At 66.2% G+C, this 18,880-nt stretch carries 18 protein-coding genes; 10 read left to right on the plus strand and 8 right to left on the minus strand.

Annotation, left to right across the window (positions count from 1 at the left end):
- Nucleotides 1–62: 62 nt before the first annotated feature.
- Entirely contained in the window at nucleotides 63–1,121 is a 1,059-nt protein-coding gene (locus DM818_RS09145) for an NAD(P)-dependent glycerol-1-phosphate dehydrogenase (RefSeq protein ID WP_075937065.1), read from the plus strand.
- Here the strand turns inward: DM818_RS09145 and DM818_RS09150 are convergent.
- Nucleotides 1,118–1,558, minus strand: a complete 441-nt coding sequence (locus DM818_RS09150) for a hypothetical protein (RefSeq protein WP_075937064.1) — start codon at nucleotides 1,556–1,558, stop codon at nucleotides 1,118–1,120. The genes DM818_RS09145 and DM818_RS09150 overlap by 4 nt on opposite strands.
- Before the next feature lie 107 nt (nucleotides 1,559–1,665).
- Nucleotides 1,666–3,444: a S9 family peptidase gene (locus tag DM818_RS09155; protein ID WP_153952604.1), complete on the minus strand. Its 1,779-nt coding sequence runs from the start codon at nucleotides 3,442–3,444 to the stop codon at nucleotides 1,666–1,668.
- A 71-nt stretch (nucleotides 3,445–3,515) separates the two neighbouring features.
- Here DM818_RS09155 and grpE point away from each other — a divergent pair, with 71 nt between their 5' ends.
- The 3 genes from grpE to DM818_RS09170 all read left to right on the plus strand — a co-directional run bounded on the left by grpE (nucleotide 3,516) and on the right by DM818_RS09170 (nucleotide 6,501).
- Nucleotides 3,516–4,076, plus strand: a complete 561-nt coding sequence (gene grpE, locus DM818_RS09160) for a nucleotide exchange factor GrpE (RefSeq protein WP_075937062.1) — start codon at nucleotides 3,516–3,518, stop codon at nucleotides 4,074–4,076.
- Between the two features lie 136 nt (nucleotides 4,077–4,212).
- Nucleotides 4,213–6,126 carry a molecular chaperone DnaK gene (gene dnaK / locus DM818_RS09165; RefSeq protein ID WP_123124332.1) on the plus strand — a complete coding sequence of 638 codons (1,914 nt, stop codon included), beginning with the start codon at nucleotides 4,213–4,215 and terminating at the stop codon, nucleotides 6,124–6,126.
- Nucleotides 6,127–6,183: 57 nt separating this feature from the next.
- Nucleotides 6,184–6,501, plus strand: a complete 318-nt coding sequence (locus DM818_RS09170) for a nucleoside triphosphate pyrophosphohydrolase (RefSeq protein ID WP_123124331.1) — start codon at nucleotides 6,184–6,186, stop codon at nucleotides 6,499–6,501.
- 36 nt (nucleotides 6,502–6,537) lie between these two features.
- Here DM818_RS09170 and DM818_RS14980 read toward each other — a convergent pair whose 3' ends face one another.
- Entirely contained in the window at nucleotides 6,538–6,687 is a 150-nt protein-coding gene (locus DM818_RS14980) for a DUF7557 family protein (RefSeq protein WP_172967041.1), read from the minus strand.
- A gap of 91 nt (nucleotides 6,688–6,778) precedes the next feature.
- Here DM818_RS14980 and dnaJ point away from each other — a divergent pair, with 91 nt between their 5' ends.
- From dnaJ to DM818_RS09185, 3 genes are all read left to right on the plus strand, one after another.
- On the plus strand, nucleotides 6,779–7,933 hold the full coding sequence (gene dnaJ, locus DM818_RS09175; protein ID WP_075937059.1) for a molecular chaperone DnaJ: 1,155 nt from the start codon (nucleotides 6,779–6,781) through the stop codon (nucleotides 7,931–7,933).
- Between the two features lie 201 nt (nucleotides 7,934–8,134).
- Nucleotides 8,135–8,848 (plus strand): acetyl-CoA synthetase, encoded by a 714-nt coding sequence (locus tag DM818_RS09180; protein ID WP_123124330.1) that lies wholly within the window; start codon nucleotides 8,135–8,137, stop codon nucleotides 8,846–8,848.
- A 39-nt stretch (nucleotides 8,849–8,887) separates the two neighbouring features.
- A complete protein-coding gene (locus DM818_RS09185; protein ID WP_123124329.1) occupies nucleotides 8,888–10,114 on the plus strand; it encodes an MFS transporter in 1,227 nt (408 codons plus the stop codon).
- Here the strand turns inward: DM818_RS09185 and DM818_RS09190 are convergent.
- On the minus strand, nucleotides 10,111–12,117 hold the full coding sequence (locus tag DM818_RS09190; RefSeq protein WP_075937057.1) for an AMP-binding protein: 2,007 nt from the start codon (nucleotides 12,115–12,117) through the stop codon (nucleotides 10,111–10,113). The genes DM818_RS09185 and DM818_RS09190 overlap by 4 nt on opposite strands.
- A gap of 128 nt (nucleotides 12,118–12,245) precedes the next feature.
- Between DM818_RS09190 and gatB the strand changes: the two genes are divergently transcribed.
- Nucleotides 12,246–13,730: an Asp-tRNA(Asn)/Glu-tRNA(Gln) amidotransferase subunit GatB gene (gatB, locus tag DM818_RS09195; protein WP_075937056.1), complete on the plus strand. Its 1,485-nt coding sequence runs from the start codon at nucleotides 12,246–12,248 to the stop codon at nucleotides 13,728–13,730.
- On the opposite strand, the gene DM818_RS09200 is transcribed toward gatB, so the two are convergent.
- Nucleotides 13,731–14,321, minus strand: a complete 591-nt coding sequence (locus DM818_RS09200; RefSeq protein ID WP_075937055.1) for a hypothetical protein — start codon at nucleotides 14,319–14,321, stop codon at nucleotides 13,731–13,733.
- A 186-nt stretch (nucleotides 14,322–14,507) separates the two neighbouring features.
- Between DM818_RS09200 and DM818_RS15305 the strand changes: the two genes are divergently transcribed.
- Together DM818_RS15305 and DM818_RS09205 are read left to right on the plus strand one after the other, a co-directional pair.
- Complete coding sequence (locus DM818_RS15305) at nucleotides 14,508–14,633, plus strand: hypothetical protein (RefSeq protein ID WP_268891826.1); 126 nt, start codon at nucleotides 14,508–14,510, stop codon at nucleotides 14,631–14,633.
- Nucleotides 14,634–14,747: 114 nt separating this feature from the next.
- Nucleotides 14,748–16,091 carry an alkaline phosphatase family protein gene (locus tag DM818_RS09205; protein ID WP_075937054.1) on the plus strand — a complete coding sequence of 448 codons (1,344 nt, stop codon included), beginning with the start codon at nucleotides 14,748–14,750 and terminating at the stop codon, nucleotides 16,089–16,091.
- A gap of 162 nt (nucleotides 16,092–16,253) precedes the next feature.
- Here DM818_RS09205 and DM818_RS09210 read toward each other — a convergent pair whose 3' ends face one another.
- The 3 genes from DM818_RS09210 to DM818_RS09220 form a co-directional block, all read right to left on the minus strand.
- Nucleotides 16,254–17,327: a tubulin/FtsZ family protein gene (locus DM818_RS09210; protein ID WP_075937053.1), complete on the minus strand. Its 1,074-nt coding sequence runs from the start codon at nucleotides 17,325–17,327 to the stop codon at nucleotides 16,254–16,256.
- 62 nt (nucleotides 17,328–17,389) lie between these two features.
- Nucleotides 17,390–17,779 carry a hypothetical protein gene (locus tag DM818_RS09215; RefSeq protein ID WP_075937052.1) on the minus strand — a complete coding sequence of 130 codons (390 nt, stop codon included), beginning with the start codon at nucleotides 17,777–17,779 and terminating at the stop codon, nucleotides 17,390–17,392.
- 198 nt (nucleotides 17,780–17,977) lie between these two features.
- Complete coding sequence (locus tag DM818_RS09220) at nucleotides 17,978–18,715, minus strand: glycerophosphodiester phosphodiesterase (RefSeq protein ID WP_079988882.1); 738 nt, start codon at nucleotides 18,713–18,715, stop codon at nucleotides 17,978–17,980.
- Nucleotides 18,716–18,880 lie beyond the last annotated feature (165 nt).

Below are 18,880 nucleotides of genomic sequence, written 5' to 3' on the forward strand. Positions count from 1 at the left end.
CCGGCGACTTCGGCGTTCCCCATCCGGACAACCGTTTTGTCCGGGGGCCGCGAGTCGGGAGTATGTTCGAGAAATCGACGTGGATCAAGCTCCCGCGGAGCGTCATCGTCGGCCACGGCACCATCGACCGCGTGCCCGAGGCCGTCGCCGACCTCCACCTCGCGGGGCGACCGCTCGTCGTCACCTCGCCGACGCCCGACGACATCGCGGGCGACCGGCTCCGCGACGGACTCGCCGGCGTCGGTCCCGCCGCCGAGACCGTCGTCGCGAAAGAAGCCAGATTCGAGACGGTCGAGCGCGTCATCGAGACGGCCCGCGCCGAGGAAGCCGGCTATCTCGTTGGACTCGGCGGCGGGAAACCCATCGACATCGCGAAGATGGCCGCCGACGAACTCGACGTGGGCTTCGTCTCCGTGCCGACGACCGCCAGCCACGACGGTATCGTCTCCGGGCGCGGCTCCGTCCCGGAGGGGGACACCCGCCACTCCGTCGCCGCCGACCCGCCGCTCGCCGTCATCGCCGACACGGAACTCATCGCGAACGCGCCCTGGCGGCTGACCACCGCCGGCTGTGCGGACATCATCTCGAACTACACGGCAGTGAAAGACTGGCAGCTCGCGAACCGACTGAAGAACGTCGAGTACAGTGAGTACGCGGGCGAGCTCTCACAGCTGACCGCCGAGATGCTCGTCTCGCGGGCCGACTCGGTGAAACGAGAGCTGGAGGAGTCGGCGTGGCTCGTCACGAAGGCGCTCGTCTCCTCGGGCGTGGCGATGTCGATTGCCGACTCCTCGCGGCCCGCCTCGGGCGCGGAGCATCTCATCAGCCACCAGCTCGACCGGCTCGCGCCCGACGCCGCGCTCCACGGTCACCAGGTGGGCGTCGCGAGCATCGTCACGGAGTATCTCCACTCGGGCAACGACGGCGAGTGGACGCAGGTGCGGGACGCGCTCGCCAGCATCGACGCCCCCGTGACGACGGACGAACTCGATATCGACGGCGAGACGTTCATCGAGGCGGTCACCTCTGCCCACGAGATTCGCGACCGCTACACGATTTTGGGTGACGGAATGAGTGAAGGCGCAGCAATCGAGGCCGCGACGGTGACGGGCGTGCTCTAAGGCGCTCGCCACGCGGCCGGCGACCGCGGCTCGCCGCGTTCTGGAATCGCCGAGAACTGGAGTTGGAGTTGGTAGGCTTCGTCGTCGCTCGACTCACAGCCGAGTGCGACGATGGCGGCCTGTTCTAACGCCTGAATGTCGGGGACGACGCCGGTCTGTCTGGCGACGGTGTCGCGAACCGTCTCGCCGAGCGACTGGCCCGTCGAGACGGTCGTGCTCGGCGCGTGCCAGCCGGTCGTTCCGTTGATGAGCAGCCGGTCGCCGTCGCTGTTCTCGACGTGTACCTCGGCGAGGACGGTCTCCTCGTCGCCGGTGATGTCGGCGAACGTCTCGGGCGAGACGCTGACCGTGGTCTGCTGGATGTCGAAGTTGTCGTAGCTCCCACGGAGTTGCGCGAGCCGAGCCGTCACTCGCTCTCGCGCAGTCGCCCCTGCCATACCGTCGCCAGTCGCGCAAGCCGGATAAATCCCGCTGACTCTTCACGACCGACTCCGGTGTGTAGCGCCCGGTTACCCGCGCTCTCGCATGCTGAGAAACAACCGACTCAGACGTGCTCGCCGAGGAAATCGGCGATGCCGGCGTACGCCTCGATGCGGTTTTCCCGCTTGGCGAAGCCGTGCCCCTCGTCCTCGAAGATGAGCTTCTCGACGGGAACGTGTTCGCTGGCCTTCTCGGCAATCTGTTCGGCCTCGCCCACCGGGACGCGCGGATCGTTCGCGCCGTGGAGCACCATCAGCGGGGCGCGAATCTCGTCGGCGTGGTTCAGCGGCGAGATGGATTCGAGGAACTCCCTGTCCTCGGCCAGCGAGCCGTACTCGGCCTCGCGGAGCTTGCGCCGCCACTCGCCCGTGTTTTCGAGGAAGGTGACGAAGGAGGCGATGCCGACGATGTCGACGCCGGCGGCCCAGAGGTCGGGGTACTCGGTGAGACAGGCGAGACACATGAAGCCGCCGTAGGAGCCGCCCATCGCGACGAGCCGGTCCTCGTCGACTGCGTCGTGGGCATCGAGCCAGTCGACGCCGGCCCGGATATCGCGCACCGAGTCCATCCGGTTTTCCACGTCGTCGAGGTGGGTGTACGCCTTCCCGTAGCCGGTCGACCCGCGCACGTTCGGCTCGAAGTAGCCGTACCCCTGTGCGAGGAAGTACTGTTTCACGGCCGAGAAGGAGGGTCGCCGCTGGCTCTCCGGCCCGCCGTGGATGTCCACGATGACGGGCGCGGGCGAGTCCTCGCTGGCTCCCTCGGGGAGGGTGACGTAGGCCGGAATCTCGCGGTCGTCGAAGGTCTCGTAGCGCACCAGCTCGGACGACTGAAAGCCCTCGCGGGGAAGCCCCGCGGTGGAGGCGTTCGTCCATCGGACGGTGTCGCCGCCGACGGTCGCGACCCGGACGTTCGCGTTGTCGGTGTCGCTGGTGGCCGTGACGGCGAACCGATTCCCGTCCTCGAAGAAGCAGACGCCGCTAGCGACCCCGTCGAAGCGAATCGTGTCGAGGGTCGTGAGGTCGCCGTGCTCGATATCGCCGACCGTGAACTCCGTGTAGCCGTCGACGTTGCGGGAGTAGACGGCCCGGCCGCTGTCCTCGTCGACCGCGACACCGTCGATGTTCCAGTCGTCGTCCGTCTGGACGTACGTCAGGTCGCCGTCCGTCGAGAGCCGCGCGAGCGCGAGCAGGTCGCGCCCCTCGTCGGTGACGAGATAGATCTCGCCGTCGGGACCCCACTCCAGTCCGCTGTAGCGCACCGACCCCTCGTGTGGGGTGAGGTGGGTTCGTTCGCCCGTTTCCACGTCGAGGGCGTACACGTCGTGGTCGAACGAGGAGTGGGCCTCGTGCAACAGGAGGGTCTCGTCGTCGGGCGACCAGCCGGCGAGCGAGAGCCAGCCGTCGCCCTCGAAGATGCGGTCGGCGGCGTCGCCGGTCGCGTCGCGGTCCTGCACGTACACGTCGAAGACGGCCTCGTCGCGGCGGTTCGAGGCGAAGGCGAACTGCGAGCCGTCGCTGTTCCAGCCGCCCCACCGGTGTTTCGCCTCGGACATCGCGGTCCACTCGGTGATGGTGCCGTCGGGGTCGAGCCGGTAGAGCTGGGCGCGTTCGTTGCCCCCTTCGTCCATGCCGAAGGCGATGGTCTCGCCGTCGGGTTCGAAGTCGGCGAAGGTGATGCGGTCCTCGAAGAAGGTGCGCTGGACCGGCCACTCGCCGGGAGCGTCCATCGTCCAGAGCTGGCTGGTGCCCGTCGTGTCGAGCAGGAAGGCGAGCGTGCCGTCGGCCGAGACGTCGGCCGCGGTCGCGCTCCTGACGTTGAGATACCGTTCGATGTCGCGCATACGTCCGGGTGTGGGCCGTCGGGTATCACTGTTTCTACACGCTTATACGCGCGCCACCCCTCTCTGGTGGTATGAGCGACGAGCAGGCGGCACACGAGATTCCAGAGCCCGACGCCGACCTCGTGGCACGCATCGAGGAGGCGTCGCCCGAACAGACCGCCCGGGAGATCGCGACCTTGCGCGAGCGCGTCGAGGAGTTGGAAGCTGACCTCGAAGCCAGCGAGGAGCAACGCGAGGAGCTAGAATCGAAGCTCACGCGCAAGCAGGCGGATTTCCAGAACTTCAAGAAGCGCCAGCAGAAGAAGACAGAGCAGGCTCGCGAGCGCGCCACCGAGGACCTCGTCGAGCGGCTGGTCGACGTGCGCGACAACCTCGTCCGCGCGCTCGACCAGGAGGGAGAGATTCGCGACGGCGTCGAGACGACGCTCCGGCAGTTCGACGAGGTGCTCGACGCCGAGAACGTCGACCCGATCGAACCCGACGCGGGGACGGACCTCGACCCGCAGCGCCACGAGGTGTTGATGCGCGTCGAGAGCGATGCGCCCGAGGGGACGGTCGCCGACCTCCACCGCCCCGGCTACGAGATGGCCGGCAAGGTGCTCCGGCCGGCGCAGGTCACGGTCGCCGAGTGAGTTAGCGGTTCTGTTTATACGTGTCGGTCGTTCGCAGACGAGAGCGTGAAAACCGCACGGAGACGCCCCGTCGTGCCTATCCGTGTGTCTCCCCATCACGCAACTTTTAATCAGTTTAGCCCGGTAACGAGTGGTAATGACGAGCAACAAGATTCTCGGTATCGACCTCGGGACCACGAACTCTGCGTTCGCGGTGATGGAGGGTAACGACCCCGAGATTATCGTCAACGCGGAAGGCGACCGGACGACCCCGTCGGTCGTGGCGTTCACCGACGACGAGGAGCGACTCGTCGGGAAGCCGGCAAAGAACCAGGGCGTCCAGAACCCAGAGCGCACGATCTCCTCGATCAAGCGCCACATGGGCGAGGAAGACTACACCGTCGACATCGACGGCGAGGAGTACACGCCCGAGCAGATTTCGGCGATGATTCTCCAGAAGATCAAGCGCGACGCCGAGGAGTATCTCGGCGACGACGTTGAGAAGGCCGTCATCACGGTGCCGGCGTACTTCAACGACCGCCAGCGACAGGCGACGAAAGACGCCGGCGAGATTGCCGGCTTCGAGGTCGAACGCATCGTCAACGAGCCGACCGCCGCCGCGATGGCGTACGGGCTCGACGACGAGACCGACCAGTCCGTCCTCGTGTACGACCTGGGCGGCGGGACGTTCGACGTGTCCGTCCTCGATTTGGGTGGTGGGGTCTACGAGGTCGTCGCCACGAACGGTGACAACGACCTCGGCGGCGACGACTGGGACGAGGCAATCATCGAGTACCTGGCCGACGAGTTCGAGGCCGAACACGGCATCGACCTCCGCGAGGACCGCCAGGCGCTCCAGCGGCTCACCGAGGCGGCCGAGGAGGCGAAGGTGGAACTCTCCAGCCGGAAGGAGACCACCGTCACGCTCCCGTTCATCGCGGCCGACGACTCCGGGCCGAAGGACCTCGAACAGAAGATTTCGCGGGCGAAGTTCGAGTCGCTCACCTCCGACCTCACCGACCGCACCGTCGAGCCGACCAAGCAGGCGCTGTCGGACGCCGGCTACGACGCCTCCGACATCGACGAGGTCATCCTCGTGGGCGGCTCCACGCGGATGCCGCAGGTCCAGGACAAGGTCGAAGAAATCACCGGCCAGGAGCCGAAGAAGAACGTCAACCCCGACGAGGCCGTCGCGCTCGGCGCGGCCATCCAGGGTGGCGTGCTCTCGGGCGACGTGGACGACATCGTCCTGCTGGACGTGACGCCGCTCTCGCTCGGTATCGAGGTGAAGGGTGGGCTGTTCGAGCGACTCATCGAGAAGAACACTACCATCCCGACCGAGGAGTCGAAGATCTTCACCACCGCGGCGGACAACCAGACGCAGGTGCAGATTCGCGTCTTCCAGGGCGAGCGTGAAATCGCCGAGGAGAACGAACTGCTCGGCGCGTTCCAGCTGACGGGCATCCCGCCGGCACCCGCCGGCACCCCGCAGATCGAGGTGACGTTCAACATCGACGAGAACGGTCTCGTCAACGTCGAAGCCGAGGACAAAGGCTCGGGCAACAAGGAGGACATCACCATCGAGGGTGGCGTCGGTCTCTCCGACGAGGAAATCGAGGAGATGCAGGAGGAAGCCGAGGCGCACGCCGAGGAGGACAAGGAGCGTCGCGAGCGCATCGAAGCGCGCAACGACGCCGAGAGCGCGGTCCAGCGCGCCGAGAGCCTGCTCGAAGAGAACGAGGAGGAACTCGACGGCGACGTCATCGACAACATCCACGACGCCATCGAGGACGTGGAGGCCGTGCTCGACGACGAGGACGCCACCACCGACGAACTGGAGGAAGTGACCGAGGAACTCAGCAGCGAACTCCAGGAGATCGGCAAGCAGATGTACCAGCAGGAGGCCGGCCAGCAGGCCGCCGGCGGTGCCGGTGGCATGGGCGGCATGGGCGGCGCTGGTCCCGGCGGCATGGGCGGTGCCGGTCCCGAGGGCGACGGCGAGGACGGCGAGTACGTCGACGCCGACTTCGAGGACGTCGACGACGAGGAACGCGACGAAGACGAAGAGTAAGCCCGCTCGCTGACGTTCTTCCCCAACCGTGAACTACCCCGACTCGTACCCTCGGGTATGAGTCGAGAGTACGACAAGCTCGTTCGCGACGATGTCCCCGACCTGCTGCGTCGCGACGGGAAACGCGTCGCGACCCACACGGCAGACGACGCCGAGTACGTCGAGCGACTGAACGCGAAGCTGGACGAGGAGATCGCCGAGTACCGCGAGGACGGCACGCTCGAGGAGCTGGCGGACGTGCTCGAAGTCGTCTACGCGCTCGCGGCCGCGGAAGGGGCGACCCGGAGCGAACTGGAGGAACTCCGGGCGGAGAAAGCCGACCGCAACGGTCGATTCATCGACCGCGTCGTGGTGGAGTCGGTCGCCGACCAGTAGCGACTGTCGCTACTGCCGGCGAGAAACGTTCGCGATTCAGAGCGCGTCGCCGCCGTGCTGGAGCGTCAGCTCCTCGGCGTGGTAGATGTCGATGAGTTCCGACACCACGTCGTCGTAGCTCTGTCCCTCGACGCGGATGGCGTCGAGCCGTTCGAGCGTCTCCTCGGAGAGTTCTGTCTCGGACATACACGAGGCTACTCGATAATCGGATAAAAGAGTCGGGGACTGACCGTCGGGACCCGTTCCTTTCAAACGTCTCGGCGAGTTACGGCAGGTAATGAGTCAGGACTTCTACGACGTGCTCGGGGTGTCACGCGACGCCGACGAGGACGAAATCAAGGAGGCGTACCGCGAGAAGGCTCGCGAGTACCACCCCGACGTGTCCGACGACCCCAACGCCGAAGAGAAGTTCAAGAAAGCGAAGAAGGCCAAGGAGGTGCTCACGGACGAGGAACAGCGCCGGATGTACGACCAGATGGGCCACGAGCAGTTCGAGCAGGCAGAGAAACGCGGCGGCACCGACGCCGGCGGCGGCATGGGCGGCATGGGTGGCATGGGCGGTCAGGGGAACCCGTTCGGCGGTGGCGGCGGCGGGATGGGCGACATCTTCGACCAGTTCTTCGGCGGCGGTGGTAGCCAACAGGGCGGCCCCCAACAGGGCCGTGACCTCCGCACCCGGATGAACATCTCGATGGAGGCGGCCTACGAGGGCATCACTCGGGAGTTCACCGTCACCCGCCCCGAGGCGTGTCCCGACTGCGACGGCGACGGTCACCCGCCCGACGCCGACGCACAGACCTGCCCCGAGTGTAACGGACAGGGCCAGACGACCCGCGTCCAGCAGACGCCGCTCGGCCGCGTCCAGCAGCGCCAGACCTGCCCTCGCTGTGAGGGTGACGGCACGCTCTACTCGGAGACCTGTTCCACCTGCGGCGGCGACGGCCGCGTCCAGCGCGAGGTCACGCTCCAGGTCGACGTGCCGGCCGGTATCCGCGACGGCCAGACCCTCCGCATGAGCGGCGAAGGTGCCCCCGGCGAGAACGGCGGCCGGAAGGGCGACCTCCTCATCGAGGTGGCCATCGACCCGCACCCGGACTTCGAACGCGACGGCGACGACCTGCATTACGACGCCGCGGTCTCGTTCCCGAAGGCCGTCTTCGGCGCGAGCATCGAGGTACCGACGCTCGACGGCCCCGTCGAGATGGACATCGACCCCGGCACGCAGTCTGGCGAGCGGTTCCGGCTCAAGGGGAAGGGGATGCCCCGCCTTCGCGGGCGCGGCCACGGCGACATGTACGTGACCGTGCAGGTCGTCACGCCGACGGACCTCAACAGCGAACAGCAGGCGGCGCTCGAACAGTTCGCGGAGGCCGGCGGCGAGGAGGTCGACGTGGACGAGGGGTTCTTCGAGAAAATCAAGAACTCCTTCTAGCGCACCTTTTTGCTGCGTCGGGTGCGCTTCGCGCACCACTCCTTGCAAAAATCTGCATCAAAAACCGCAGCCGAGCCTCCCTGCGGTCGGCTCGGGGAAACGCCTCGCTTCGCTCGACGTATGCTCGTTGGTGCGTTGCTGGCCTGCCGCAGTTAGCCACTCAACACACCCCTTTTCGCGCTCCCGGTCCAACCCTCGCGCATGTCCGAGCAGTTCCAGACGCTCGCGGACGTGCTCGCCCGCGACCGCCGGAGCGACCATCTGGCACACCTGCACGCGCCGTCCGAGCGTAGCTACGACTACCGGCGCTTTCTCACGACCGCGTGGAAATCCGGCCTGTTCTTCCGCAACGAGGGCGTCCGCGGCGGGATGGCCGTCGCCATCGCCGGCGACCCCATCCCCGAGACCGTGCTCTCCTTCCTCGGTGCTGGCCTGCTCGGTGCGACCGTCGAGTTCGAACCCGACACGCTCTCCGAAGGGACGAAGGCGCTCGTCGCGCCCACCGGCCGCATCAGGGAGTTCGACACCGCCCCCGGCACGCGACTCGTCGGCTACGGCGAGGAACCGGACGACCCCGCCGTCTCCTACTGGGAGCGCGACGTGTGGAGCGAGAACCCCACGCTCCCCCCGGACCCGGTCGCGCCTGACGACCCACTGCTCCGCACCGCCGACACGACATACAGCCACGCCGACCTGCTCGATGCGGCCGTCGCGACCGCGACCGAGCACGGACTCGACGCGGGCGACGAGGTCGTGATTCGGACGCCGCTCACCGACCCCGGCACCGTCGTCGGCCTGCTCGTCCCGCTGGTCGCCGGCGCGACGCTCGTCGTGCCCAACGACGAGACGGTCGGCACGCTCGGGATCGGGTCGGGACCGGACGACGCGACGATCCGCCCCGCCGACATCTGGTAGCGAGCCAATCTTTTTATCCGCGCTGTGTGACTCGCCCTCGTGCGGTCACGACTCGCGGCGATGGAGTTCTACTACGGGTGGGTCATCACCGGCGCGTGTTTCCTCGCCGCGGGCACGCTGTTCGGGCTGACGTACTCGTTTAGCGTCTTCTTCGACGCGCTCGCGGCGACGTTTCCGGTCACGCCCGCCCGTATCTCCCTCGTCTTCGGCGTCCAGACCGCGACCCTGTATCTCGGCGGCGCGGTGCTCGGCCGACTGCTCGACCGGTTCGGCCCGCGTGCCATGCTCGGTGTCGGTACGCTCCTGTTGCCCGGCGGACTGCTGCTCGCGGCTCGCGCCGACAGCATCCTCGTGTTCACCCTCGCGTACGGCGTCGTGACGGGAGCCGGAATGAGCTGTTGTTACGTCGTCGCGTACGCGAGCATCCCCTCGTGGTTCGGGCGACGCCGCGGCTTCGCCAACGGCATCGCGGCCGCCGGGCTCGGAGCCGGACTGATTGCCGTCGTCCCTGCTGCCTCGCGGCTCACGCAGACGGTCGGCTGGCGGCGGGCCTTCACGCTCCTCGCGGTCGGGCTCGGCGGGGCGCTGCTGCTCGCGACCCTCGTCCTCGCCCGGCCGAGCGACGTAGACGCCGACCGCTCGGGTGAGTTTCCCGACGGCGTGCCGAGCAGTGACGCCGACAGCGGGCCGCCGGCCCGCGACACCATCCTCTCGCTCCCGTTCGCGCTCGTCGTGCTCGGGTGGGCGGGGGTGTACGCCACGCTGTTCGTGCTCATCAACCATCTCGTCCCCTACGCCGACGGGCTCGGGATTCGGTGGGCCGGCGTGACGGGAATCAGCGCGCTCGGGTTCGCAACGGCGGGAGCCCGACTCGCCATCGGCTACGGCTCCGACAGCCTCGGCCGCGTCAAGGTCTTCGTCGCCTGTTCGACCCTGATGGGCGCGTGTCTGCTCGCGCTCCCGCTCGCCCGCGGGCCGGTCGGTATCGTCGCTATCGCCGTCGTCTTCGGCGTCGGCTACGGCGGCAACGGTGCGCTTTTGTCCCCGCTCGTCGCCGACCTGTTCGGCGTCGCCAACATCGGCACGCTCCACGGTGTCGCCTCGACCGCGTTCGCGCTGGCCGGCCTCACCGCGCCACCGCTCGCGACGACCGTCGCCGCCTCCGACGGCTACCCGCTCGTCTTCCTCGTGACCGGCGTCGCCGGTCTGCTCGGTGCGGGCTGTCTCGTGCTCGCCGGGCGCACCGCGCCGCGGCCGGCCGCCTAACGCGCGTTCTCCAAGCCGTCGAGCGCCCCCGGATTCTCGATGGAGGACATATCGCCGAGGTCCTCGTCGGTGTAGGTCGCCTGCACGGCTCGGCGGATAATCTTCCCCGACTGCGTCTTGGGGAACTCGTCGACGAACAACACCTCGCGCGGGCGGAACGGCTTGCCCAACTCCTCGCCGATGAGCGACCGAATCTCCCCGCGCAGCGCGTCGGTCTCGTCCACGCCGTCCTCGACGATGACGTAGAGCACGACCGCCGTGCCGGTGGTGTCGTCGGGGACGCCGACCGCGGCGGCCTGATTCACGGATTCGTGGTCGATGGCCGCACCCTCCACCTCCGCCGGCCCGACCTTCCGGCCCGAGACGTTGAGCACGTCGTCGGCTCGGCCGTGGAGGAACCAGAAGCCGTCCGTATCCTGTTGTGCCCAGTCGCCGTGGTCCCACATATCCCCGAATCGGGACCAGTACTCGTCGAGATACCGCTCGTCACCCGACCACAGCGATTTCGTCATCGAGGGACACGAGTCGGTCGCGACGAGATACCCCCGCTCGTTGTCGTCGGCCACCGACTGCCCGGTCGCGTCTACGATGTCGATAGCCATCCCCAGTCCGGGCTTGCCGAGCGTACACGGCTTGAGATCCGAAATCGGGAGCGGCATCAGGAAGGAGCCACAGATTTCGGTCCCGCCGGAGATGTTGACGATCGGCGCTTGCTCGTTGCCGACGTGCTCGTAGAACCACTGCCACGACTCGGGGTCCCACGGCTCGCCCGTCGAGCCGAGGATGCGCAGCGACGAGAGGTCGTGGCCGTCGAGCCACTCGTCGCCCTGCTTGCGGAGCGCTCGGATGGCGGTCGGGGAAATCCCGAACTGCGTGAGGTCGTGGCGGTCGATCATCTCCCAGAAGCGGTCCGGCTGTGGGTGGTCCGGCGCACCCTCGTACATGAACATCGTCCCGCCGAAGGTGTGGGTGCCGATGAGCGTCCACGGTCCCATCATCCAGCCGATGTCGCTCACCCAGAAGAAGCGGTCGCTGGGTTTGAGGTCGAACCCGAAGTACACCTCCTTGGCACACTGAAGCTGTGCGCCCGCCTGCGTGTGGACGATGCCTTTCGGCTGGCCGGTCGTCCCCGAGGAGTACAGCAGCATGGACTCGGCGCTCGCGTCCAGCGTCCGGGTGTCGAACTCGTCGTCCTGCGTTTCGATTGCTTCCGTCCAGAACAGGTCCCGCTCGCCGGTCATCGACGGCTCGCTGTCAGCGAACCGGCGGTAGACGACGACGCTGGACACGTCGGTGTCGGCCTGTGCGAGCGCCTCGTCGGCGCTGTCCTTCAGCCCGATGCGCGAACCGCGCCGCGAGAAACCGTCGGCGGTGAACAACACGTCCACCTCGGGGTCTTCGAGGCGGGTCGCCGTCGCGTCGACGCCGAACCCCGAGAAGATGGGGACGGCAATCGCGCCGATCTTGAAACAGCCGTAGAGGATGGCGATGATTTCCGGCGTCATCGGCATGTAGAGGGCGACCGTGTCCCCCTCCTCGATGCCGACGCTGTCGAGGTAGTTCGCCACCTGATTCGACCGGCGATACAGTTCGTGGTAGGTCAACTCTCGCGTCTCGCCGTCCTCGCCCTCCCAGATGCAGGCGACCTTGTTCCGGGTGTCGCTGCCGCGGGCGGCGTGGCGGTCGACGGTGTTGTGGGCGATGTTGAGCTGTCCGCCCGGATACCAGTCGGTGAACTGCGGACCGTCGCTGTTGTCGCGGGTGGCGTCGGGTTCACGCTGCCAGTCGATGCCGAGATACTCCGGTAGTTCCCCCCAGAACCACTCGACGCCGCTGTCGGGTTCTCCCGGCATCTCGGTCGTCGTGCGCTCGACGAGTTCGTCGTAGTCGTCGATACCGTACGTCTGCATGAAGTCGTAGACGTTGGTGGACTCGACGAACGCGTCGTCGGGTTCGTGGACGACGGTATCGAGGTCTGCAAGTGTTGCCTCTTCGTTGCTCATACCCGGGTATCTGCCCGCCCCGGAATAATGGTTACCCGCGTTCGGGCGGACTGAGACGACAGTCGTCGGCGACTCGTCGCGAACGGTGCTCCGTTATGCTTTACTCGCCGGCCCCGAACCCTAATCTAATGACCGCACAGACCGCCCAACAGGAGCTTTCGGCCGTCATCGGGCTGGAGGTCCACGTCCAGTTGGAGACGGCGACGAAGATCTTCTGTAGCTGTTCGACCGACGCCGCCGAGGGCGAGGAGCCGAACACGCGGACCTGCCCGACCTGTCTCGGTCTCCCCGGTGCGCTGCCCGTGCTCAACGAGGGAGCCGTCGAGGCCGCCGTCAAGGTCGGGAAGGCTATCGACGCCGACATCCCCGAGGAGACCCGGTTCCACCGGAAGAACTACTACTACCCCGACCTGCCGAAGAACTTCCAGATTACGCAGTACGACGCCCCCATCTGTGCGGACGGCACGCTGCCGTTCCGCGTCGACGGCGACGAGCGGGCCGTCACCATCGACCGCGCCCACCTCGAAGAAGACCCCGGCAGCCTCCAGCACGCCGGCGGCTCCATCGACACCGCCGACTACACGCTCGTCAACTACAACCGCGCGGGGACGCCGCTGATGGAAATCGTCACCGCCCCGGAGTTCCGCGGTGCCGAGGAGGTGCGCTCCTTCCTCGCGAAACTGGAGGAGGTACTCGAGTATCTCGGCATCTTCGACTCCACGCGCGACGGGTCGCTCCGCATCGACGCGAACCTCTCGATTGTCGAGCGCGAGGACATCGGCGAGGACGGCTCGATTCCACAGGAGACGCTCGACGCCGCCAACCGCACCGAGGTGAAGAACATCTCCTCGCACAAGGGTGCCCAGAAGGCACTCGCCTACGAGGAGACTCGCCAGAAGAACGCGATTCGCCGCGGCCGCGAGGTCGAACAGGAGACGCGACACTGGGACGAGTCGCGCGGCATCACCGTCTCGATGCGCTCGAAGGAAGAGGAGAAGGATTACCGCTACTTCCGGGAGGCCGACCTGCCGCCGCTGCGCGTCTCCGGCTGGAAGGACGAGATCTCGATTCCCGAACTCCCGGACGCGAGACGCGACCGCTTCCAGCGCGAGTACGACCTCTCGGCGGAGGCCGCCTCGAAGCTCACCTCCCGGAAGGCCGTCGCGGACCTGTTTGAGGACGTGGCCGACCGGTTCGACGCCGGCCTCGCGGCGACGTGGGTGGCCGACAACCTCCTCGGCGAACTCAACTACCGCGACATGACGATTGCCGACGTAAGCGACCGCATCGACGAGTTCGAACACCTCATCGCGCTGGTCGCGGACGAGGAGATCACGACGAAAAACGCCGAGGAGACCGTCCTCCGGCGGATGCTCGATGACGGGCTCGACCCCGACACCATCGTCGAGGAGGAAGACCTCGGCAAGACCGACGACGACGCCGTCGTCGCCGCCGTCCGCGAGGCAATCGAGGAGAATCCCGACGCCGTGGCCGACTACGAGGCCGGCGACGACGGCGCGATCAACTTCCTCGTCGGGCAGGTGATGGGGAAGACGGGCGGCTCTGCGGACCCCGGTACCGTCAACGAGCTTCTGCGAGAGGAGTTGCCGTAGCTACCGTTCGGGCGGGCTGAGCGTCAGTCCGAAGTTGATGCCGGCATCTTGTGCGTCGGGGTCGTATCGGAGGAGCACCGCGAGCAGTCCGACGACGAGCAGTTCGAGGCCGACGGCGACGACGCCGAACAGCGTCCGCACCGACCCCTGTTCGCCGGCCGCACTCCGGAGCGTCTCGGCAATCGGGTCGATGATGTGAGCGAGGACGACGGCGACGACGCCGCCGGCGTCGTGGTTGCTCGTCGGCGGAACCTCGCCGGTGAGCGCGAAGCCGTGATTCAGGACGGTGTGCCAGCCGACCCAGCCGAGCAGGTACGCTCCCATCGCGAGGATGCCGAGCTGGTAGGCGGTGCGGCGGTTGATGGTGCCGCGGCCGGCGAGCCCGAGCCCGACGAGAATCGCCAGCCCCGAGGGAACGAACAGCAGCGGCCGGGGTCGCTGGGCGGCGTACTCGCCGAGATACTGCCCGACGAGCCCGTTCGCGACGAGCGAGACGAGCACCTCCAACCCCACGACGATGTGGATGACCGCGACGATGCCCACGAGTTGGACCGTCGCGAACTGGAGGGCGCGGAGGGTTCGCGCGTTCATACCGGCTAGTGGAGGCAAACGACTATGAACGGCGCGATTGTCGACGTCGTTAGGGCTCGCGGCAGATGTTTCTGGCTTCTCGCGGCGACGCCGCGTTCATGTGTGGGAGTAATCGCCGTCTTCGGCGGGATTTATCATGATTATGGATGGGTTTAACCCGGCTGATACGCCTAGTACGACGTGACTATGGCAGCGAAAAAGGGCGCGACGTTCGGTATCCGTCATCCGACGGTCGTTCCACACGACACGAGAGATCCGGACGACCACCCGGACGCGTCCGTCGCACAGGGGCCGACCTGTTACGACGACTGACGCGTCGGGGCGGGCGGCCGCTGTCGGTACGTGCAGCGTCTGCCACGACCGCGGAGACCCGGCCGGGCTTCGCGTGAAACGAAACTTCTTGTGAGTAGAGCGTTCACCGAGGTTATGGGCTTGTTCGACCGACTACGCGGTGACGGTGGTCCGCGTGTTGCTTTCTTCGGTATCGACGGTGTGCCGTACAGTCTCATCGCCGATAACCCCGACCGGTTTCCGAATCTGACCGACCTCGCGAACGACGGTGCCGGCGGCGCAATCGACTCCATCGTCCCGCCGGAGTCGTCGGCCTGTTGGCCGTCGCTCACGACCGGCGTGAATCCGGGGACGACCGGCGTCTACGGCTTCCAGGACCGCGAAGTGGGCAGCTACGACACCTACGTGCCGATGGGACGCGACGTGCAGGCGACCCGCGTCTGGGACCGCGTCACCGACGCCGGCCGCGACGCGACCGTGATGAACGTCCCCGTGACGTTCCCGCCACAGCGCGACGTCCAGCGGATGGTCTCTGGGTTCCTCTCGCCGGGCGTCGAGAAGGCCGCCTACCCCGACGAGCTGCGCGACGACCTGCAAAACTCCAACTACCGCATCGACACGAACGCGAAGCTCGGCCACCAGGCCGACAAGACGGAGTTCATCGAGAACGCCTACGCGACGCTCGATGCCCGCTACGAGACGTTCTCGAAGTACGTCGACAAGGACGACTGGGACCTCTTTTTCGGCGTCTTCATGACGACCGACCGGGTCAACCACTTCCTGTTCGGCGACTACGAGCAGGACGGCGAGTACAAAGAGGAGTTCCTGGAGTTCTACGAACAGGTCGACGAGTATCTCGGCAAACTGCGCGCCCAACTTCCGGACGACGTGACGATGGTCGTCGCCAGCGACCACGGCTTCACGACCGAGCAGTACGAGGTGAACCTCAACACGTGGCTCGAAGACGAGGGGTGGCTCTCCTACCAGACGGACGACCACGACTCGCTCGCCGACATCAGCGAGGAGGCCCGCGCGTACTCGTTCATCCCCGGCCGGCTGTATCTGAATCTCGAAGGGCGCGAGCCGCGCGGCTCCGTCCCCGAGTCGGAGTACGAAGACGTTCGCGCAGAGCTAAAGGCGGCCATCGAGGAGTTGGAAGGGCCGACCGGCGAGCCGGTCGCCCAGCGCGTCGTCACGAAGGAAGATGCCTACCGTGGTCCCCACGACGACATCGCGCCCGACCTGACGGTGATTCCGACCCACGGCTACGACCTGAAGGCCGGCTTTGCGGGCAACGACGAGGTGTTCACCACCGGGCCGCGCAACGGGATGCACTCCTTCGAGAACGCGTGTCTGTTCGTCGACGACGACCGCGCTCGCATCGACGACGTGGACTTATTCGACATCACGCCGACGATCTTGGACCTGCTGGAGATGGAGACCGACCGCACGGAACTGGACGGCGCGTCGCTCGTCTAGCGCGGTCGAAAAGTATTACTCACCCTACTCTAACTCCGACGTGTCGGGGTTTTCCCGACGTGGTGCCCTCGACGTGAGTCGAGCGGGGATGGGTTTCATCCCCGTCGGCTCCGGTGTCCCGTGGGCGTCGGATTCACCGGTCGAGCACCCGACAGCGCCTGCTCAAAACAGGTCGTCGAGGTCGTCGTTCACCAGCGACTCCGTGGCGTCGGGCGTCTCCTCCGCGACGCTCGCCTCGCTCGCCCGGTCGAGGAACGCCTGCACGCGCTCGGACCGTTCGACACCGCCCAAGAGGACGAGCGCGGCCAGCCGCTCGGAGTCGAGCGGGTAATCGCCGCCGCGTACCTGCATCGAGCCGAGTTCGTCCTCCAGCCAGGTTCGGGCCGCCTCGACCCCCTTGCGGCTGATGCGGTCGGCCTGGCCGGCGACGATGAGCAGGCCACTCTCGGCCGTCGTGGCGTCCGGGAGACTCGTTCCCGTCAGGAGCGCGTTCCGTGCGACGGAAGTGATGGTGTTGAGATTCGCGTCGGCGTCGGGGCTGCTTTCCGCGGACGCGTATCCGATTGCTGCGAGCGACCCCTCGCGGAGCGTGTTAATAACCTCGGAGCTGTCGACGACGGACTCGGCGGCGACGCTGCCCGCGTCGAACTCGCCGGCCGCGAGCAGCAGGCCAACGCGCTGTGCAATCTTCTCGTTGACGGCCGCGTACCCCTCGTCCATCGACTCGCCGGCCTGTCGCCACGCGTCGTTGTCCACGAGGATGGTCGCGTCGGCTTCCCGCGCCAGCGTCTTCAGCGACCGGCCGGCGTTGCGCTGGTACAGCGCCCCCTCGTCGCGGCCGGGGAGCACGCCGAGCACGTAGACGGGCACGTCGTAGACGCGTTTGAGTTCGTGTGCGAGCACTGGCGCACCCCCCGACCCGGTGCCGCCGCCGAGCCCAGCGGTGATGATGATGGCCTCACAGTCGGAGCCGACGCGGCCCGACACGGCGTCGACGACCTCGTTGGCGTCTTCCTGCATCACCGTCGCACCGAGTTCGTTGTCGCCGCCGACGCCGTGGCCGTTGACACGCTCCGCGCCGATGAGGAGGGTATCGAGACCGATGGAGGAGAGATCCGCTCGCGCACTGTTGATGGCGAGCGAACTGACGACCGAATCGGCCGCCAGCGGGTCGCGCGAGAGGGCTTCGGCCAGCTTGCCGCCGGCTTGACCCACGCCGATAAGGGCGACTTTCATGTGATATACTCAATGTGTCGCACAATTAGTGTTGTCCCGGTCACCCGGTACGCTACCCTCATCTACCCGATTCGATATCGGAGTATTTGGGTCGTGACCGCTGCCCACGTGAACGCGATTGCGAACTGGACGACAGCGCTCAGATAGCTCGACGGAACGACCACCCAAACGACGACCGTCCCCACGGTAATGGCGGCGAGCGTGCCGACGACAGCGATCGTGTCGTCGAGTTCACCGTCGTCAACGTCTGCCAAGCCGAGAATCGCCCCGATGCCACACAACCCACCGAGTACGACGGCTGCAGCCGTCACGGCTGGGTGCGTGACCTCGCGGGCCGGGTCGAGCAACAGCAGCCACGGCGACCCGATAATAGCCACGAACAGCAGTCGGAGCGTCCGGGAGCGCTCGTCGTCTCTGTGGAGCCACCCCGGCTCTGTAGAGGGCTTAGACATAGCGTATTGAACACATTAGTTGATATTGAATTTTAATTCGCCGGACGTGTGCCGAGACGAACAGCGTCAGCGGCCATCTCTCGCAGTGTCATACCTCTCGTGTGCTGTCTCTGCGCTGGAGTGGACGCACTTCTCTGGCTCAACGACAGTACATAATTAACGGAGTGACTGACGCATACAGAGTCGATGAGCCGTTTCCTACTCGAATGGCCGGTCAGCACTGATTCGGTCGACGCCGATATCGCGATACTCTTCAAGCACCTCTGGCGTCGGTCCTTCCTCCGGTGTTGCTGTCTGGACAACGAGCCCGCGGTCGTGCGCTGTCTCGACTACGTCTGCATCGGCTCCCATCGAGTGGAACAGGTGAACAGTATTACAACCGAGATGTGCTGCGGTGTCTAATCCAAGCACTGGCGCATCTTCGTACAGTCCATGATAGAGGACATGACCAAGCGGTATCTCCGTTGTCGCCTCCGCGACGGCGTGGAGTGCAAGTGGGCTAAAGGAGATAATTGTTACTGGGTTGTCAATCGCATCGACAGCATCGAGTACGTCCTCGACGAGTCCCCACTCTTTCAGTTCGATTTCGACGCCAGTGTCCGCTGGAATCGTCTGGAGTGCCTCGTCTAACCGCGGAATCCGCTCACCAGAGTCTAAAATCTCCAGTGTCTGCAACTCATCCCAGCTCGCGTTCACCACGCGACCGGTGGCATTGGTCAGTCGACCTAACCACTCGTCGTGGAACACGACGAGCTCACCGGTACGACACGGTCGAACGTCCAGCTCAATCCAGTCGGCTGTCTCTGCGGCCTGTTCAAACGCCGCCAACGTGTTCTCTGGATACACATCCCCGTAGCCTCGGTGGGCAACAATCTCCATAGCAGCCGATATTGCGGCAGATATATGAATTGGTCGGTTAGTTGATATATACTGCATATAGCCGCGCTCTCTGTCGAATCGTTCCGTGGTGGTTCGTTAACCGAGGGAAGTAAGCGTCAGTATACAGCTCTCAGAGTGGTATTGTGAGTAACCGAGAACTATTACAAGCAGATTAGAAGTCGCGGTGAAATAATTCGCTGAATGCCACGTCGGATCTATGAT

The sequence above is a fragment of the Halosegnis longus genome, assembly GCF_009663395.1.
GTDB lineage: Archaea > Halobacteriota > Halobacteria > Halobacteriales > Haloarculaceae > Halosegnis > Halosegnis longus.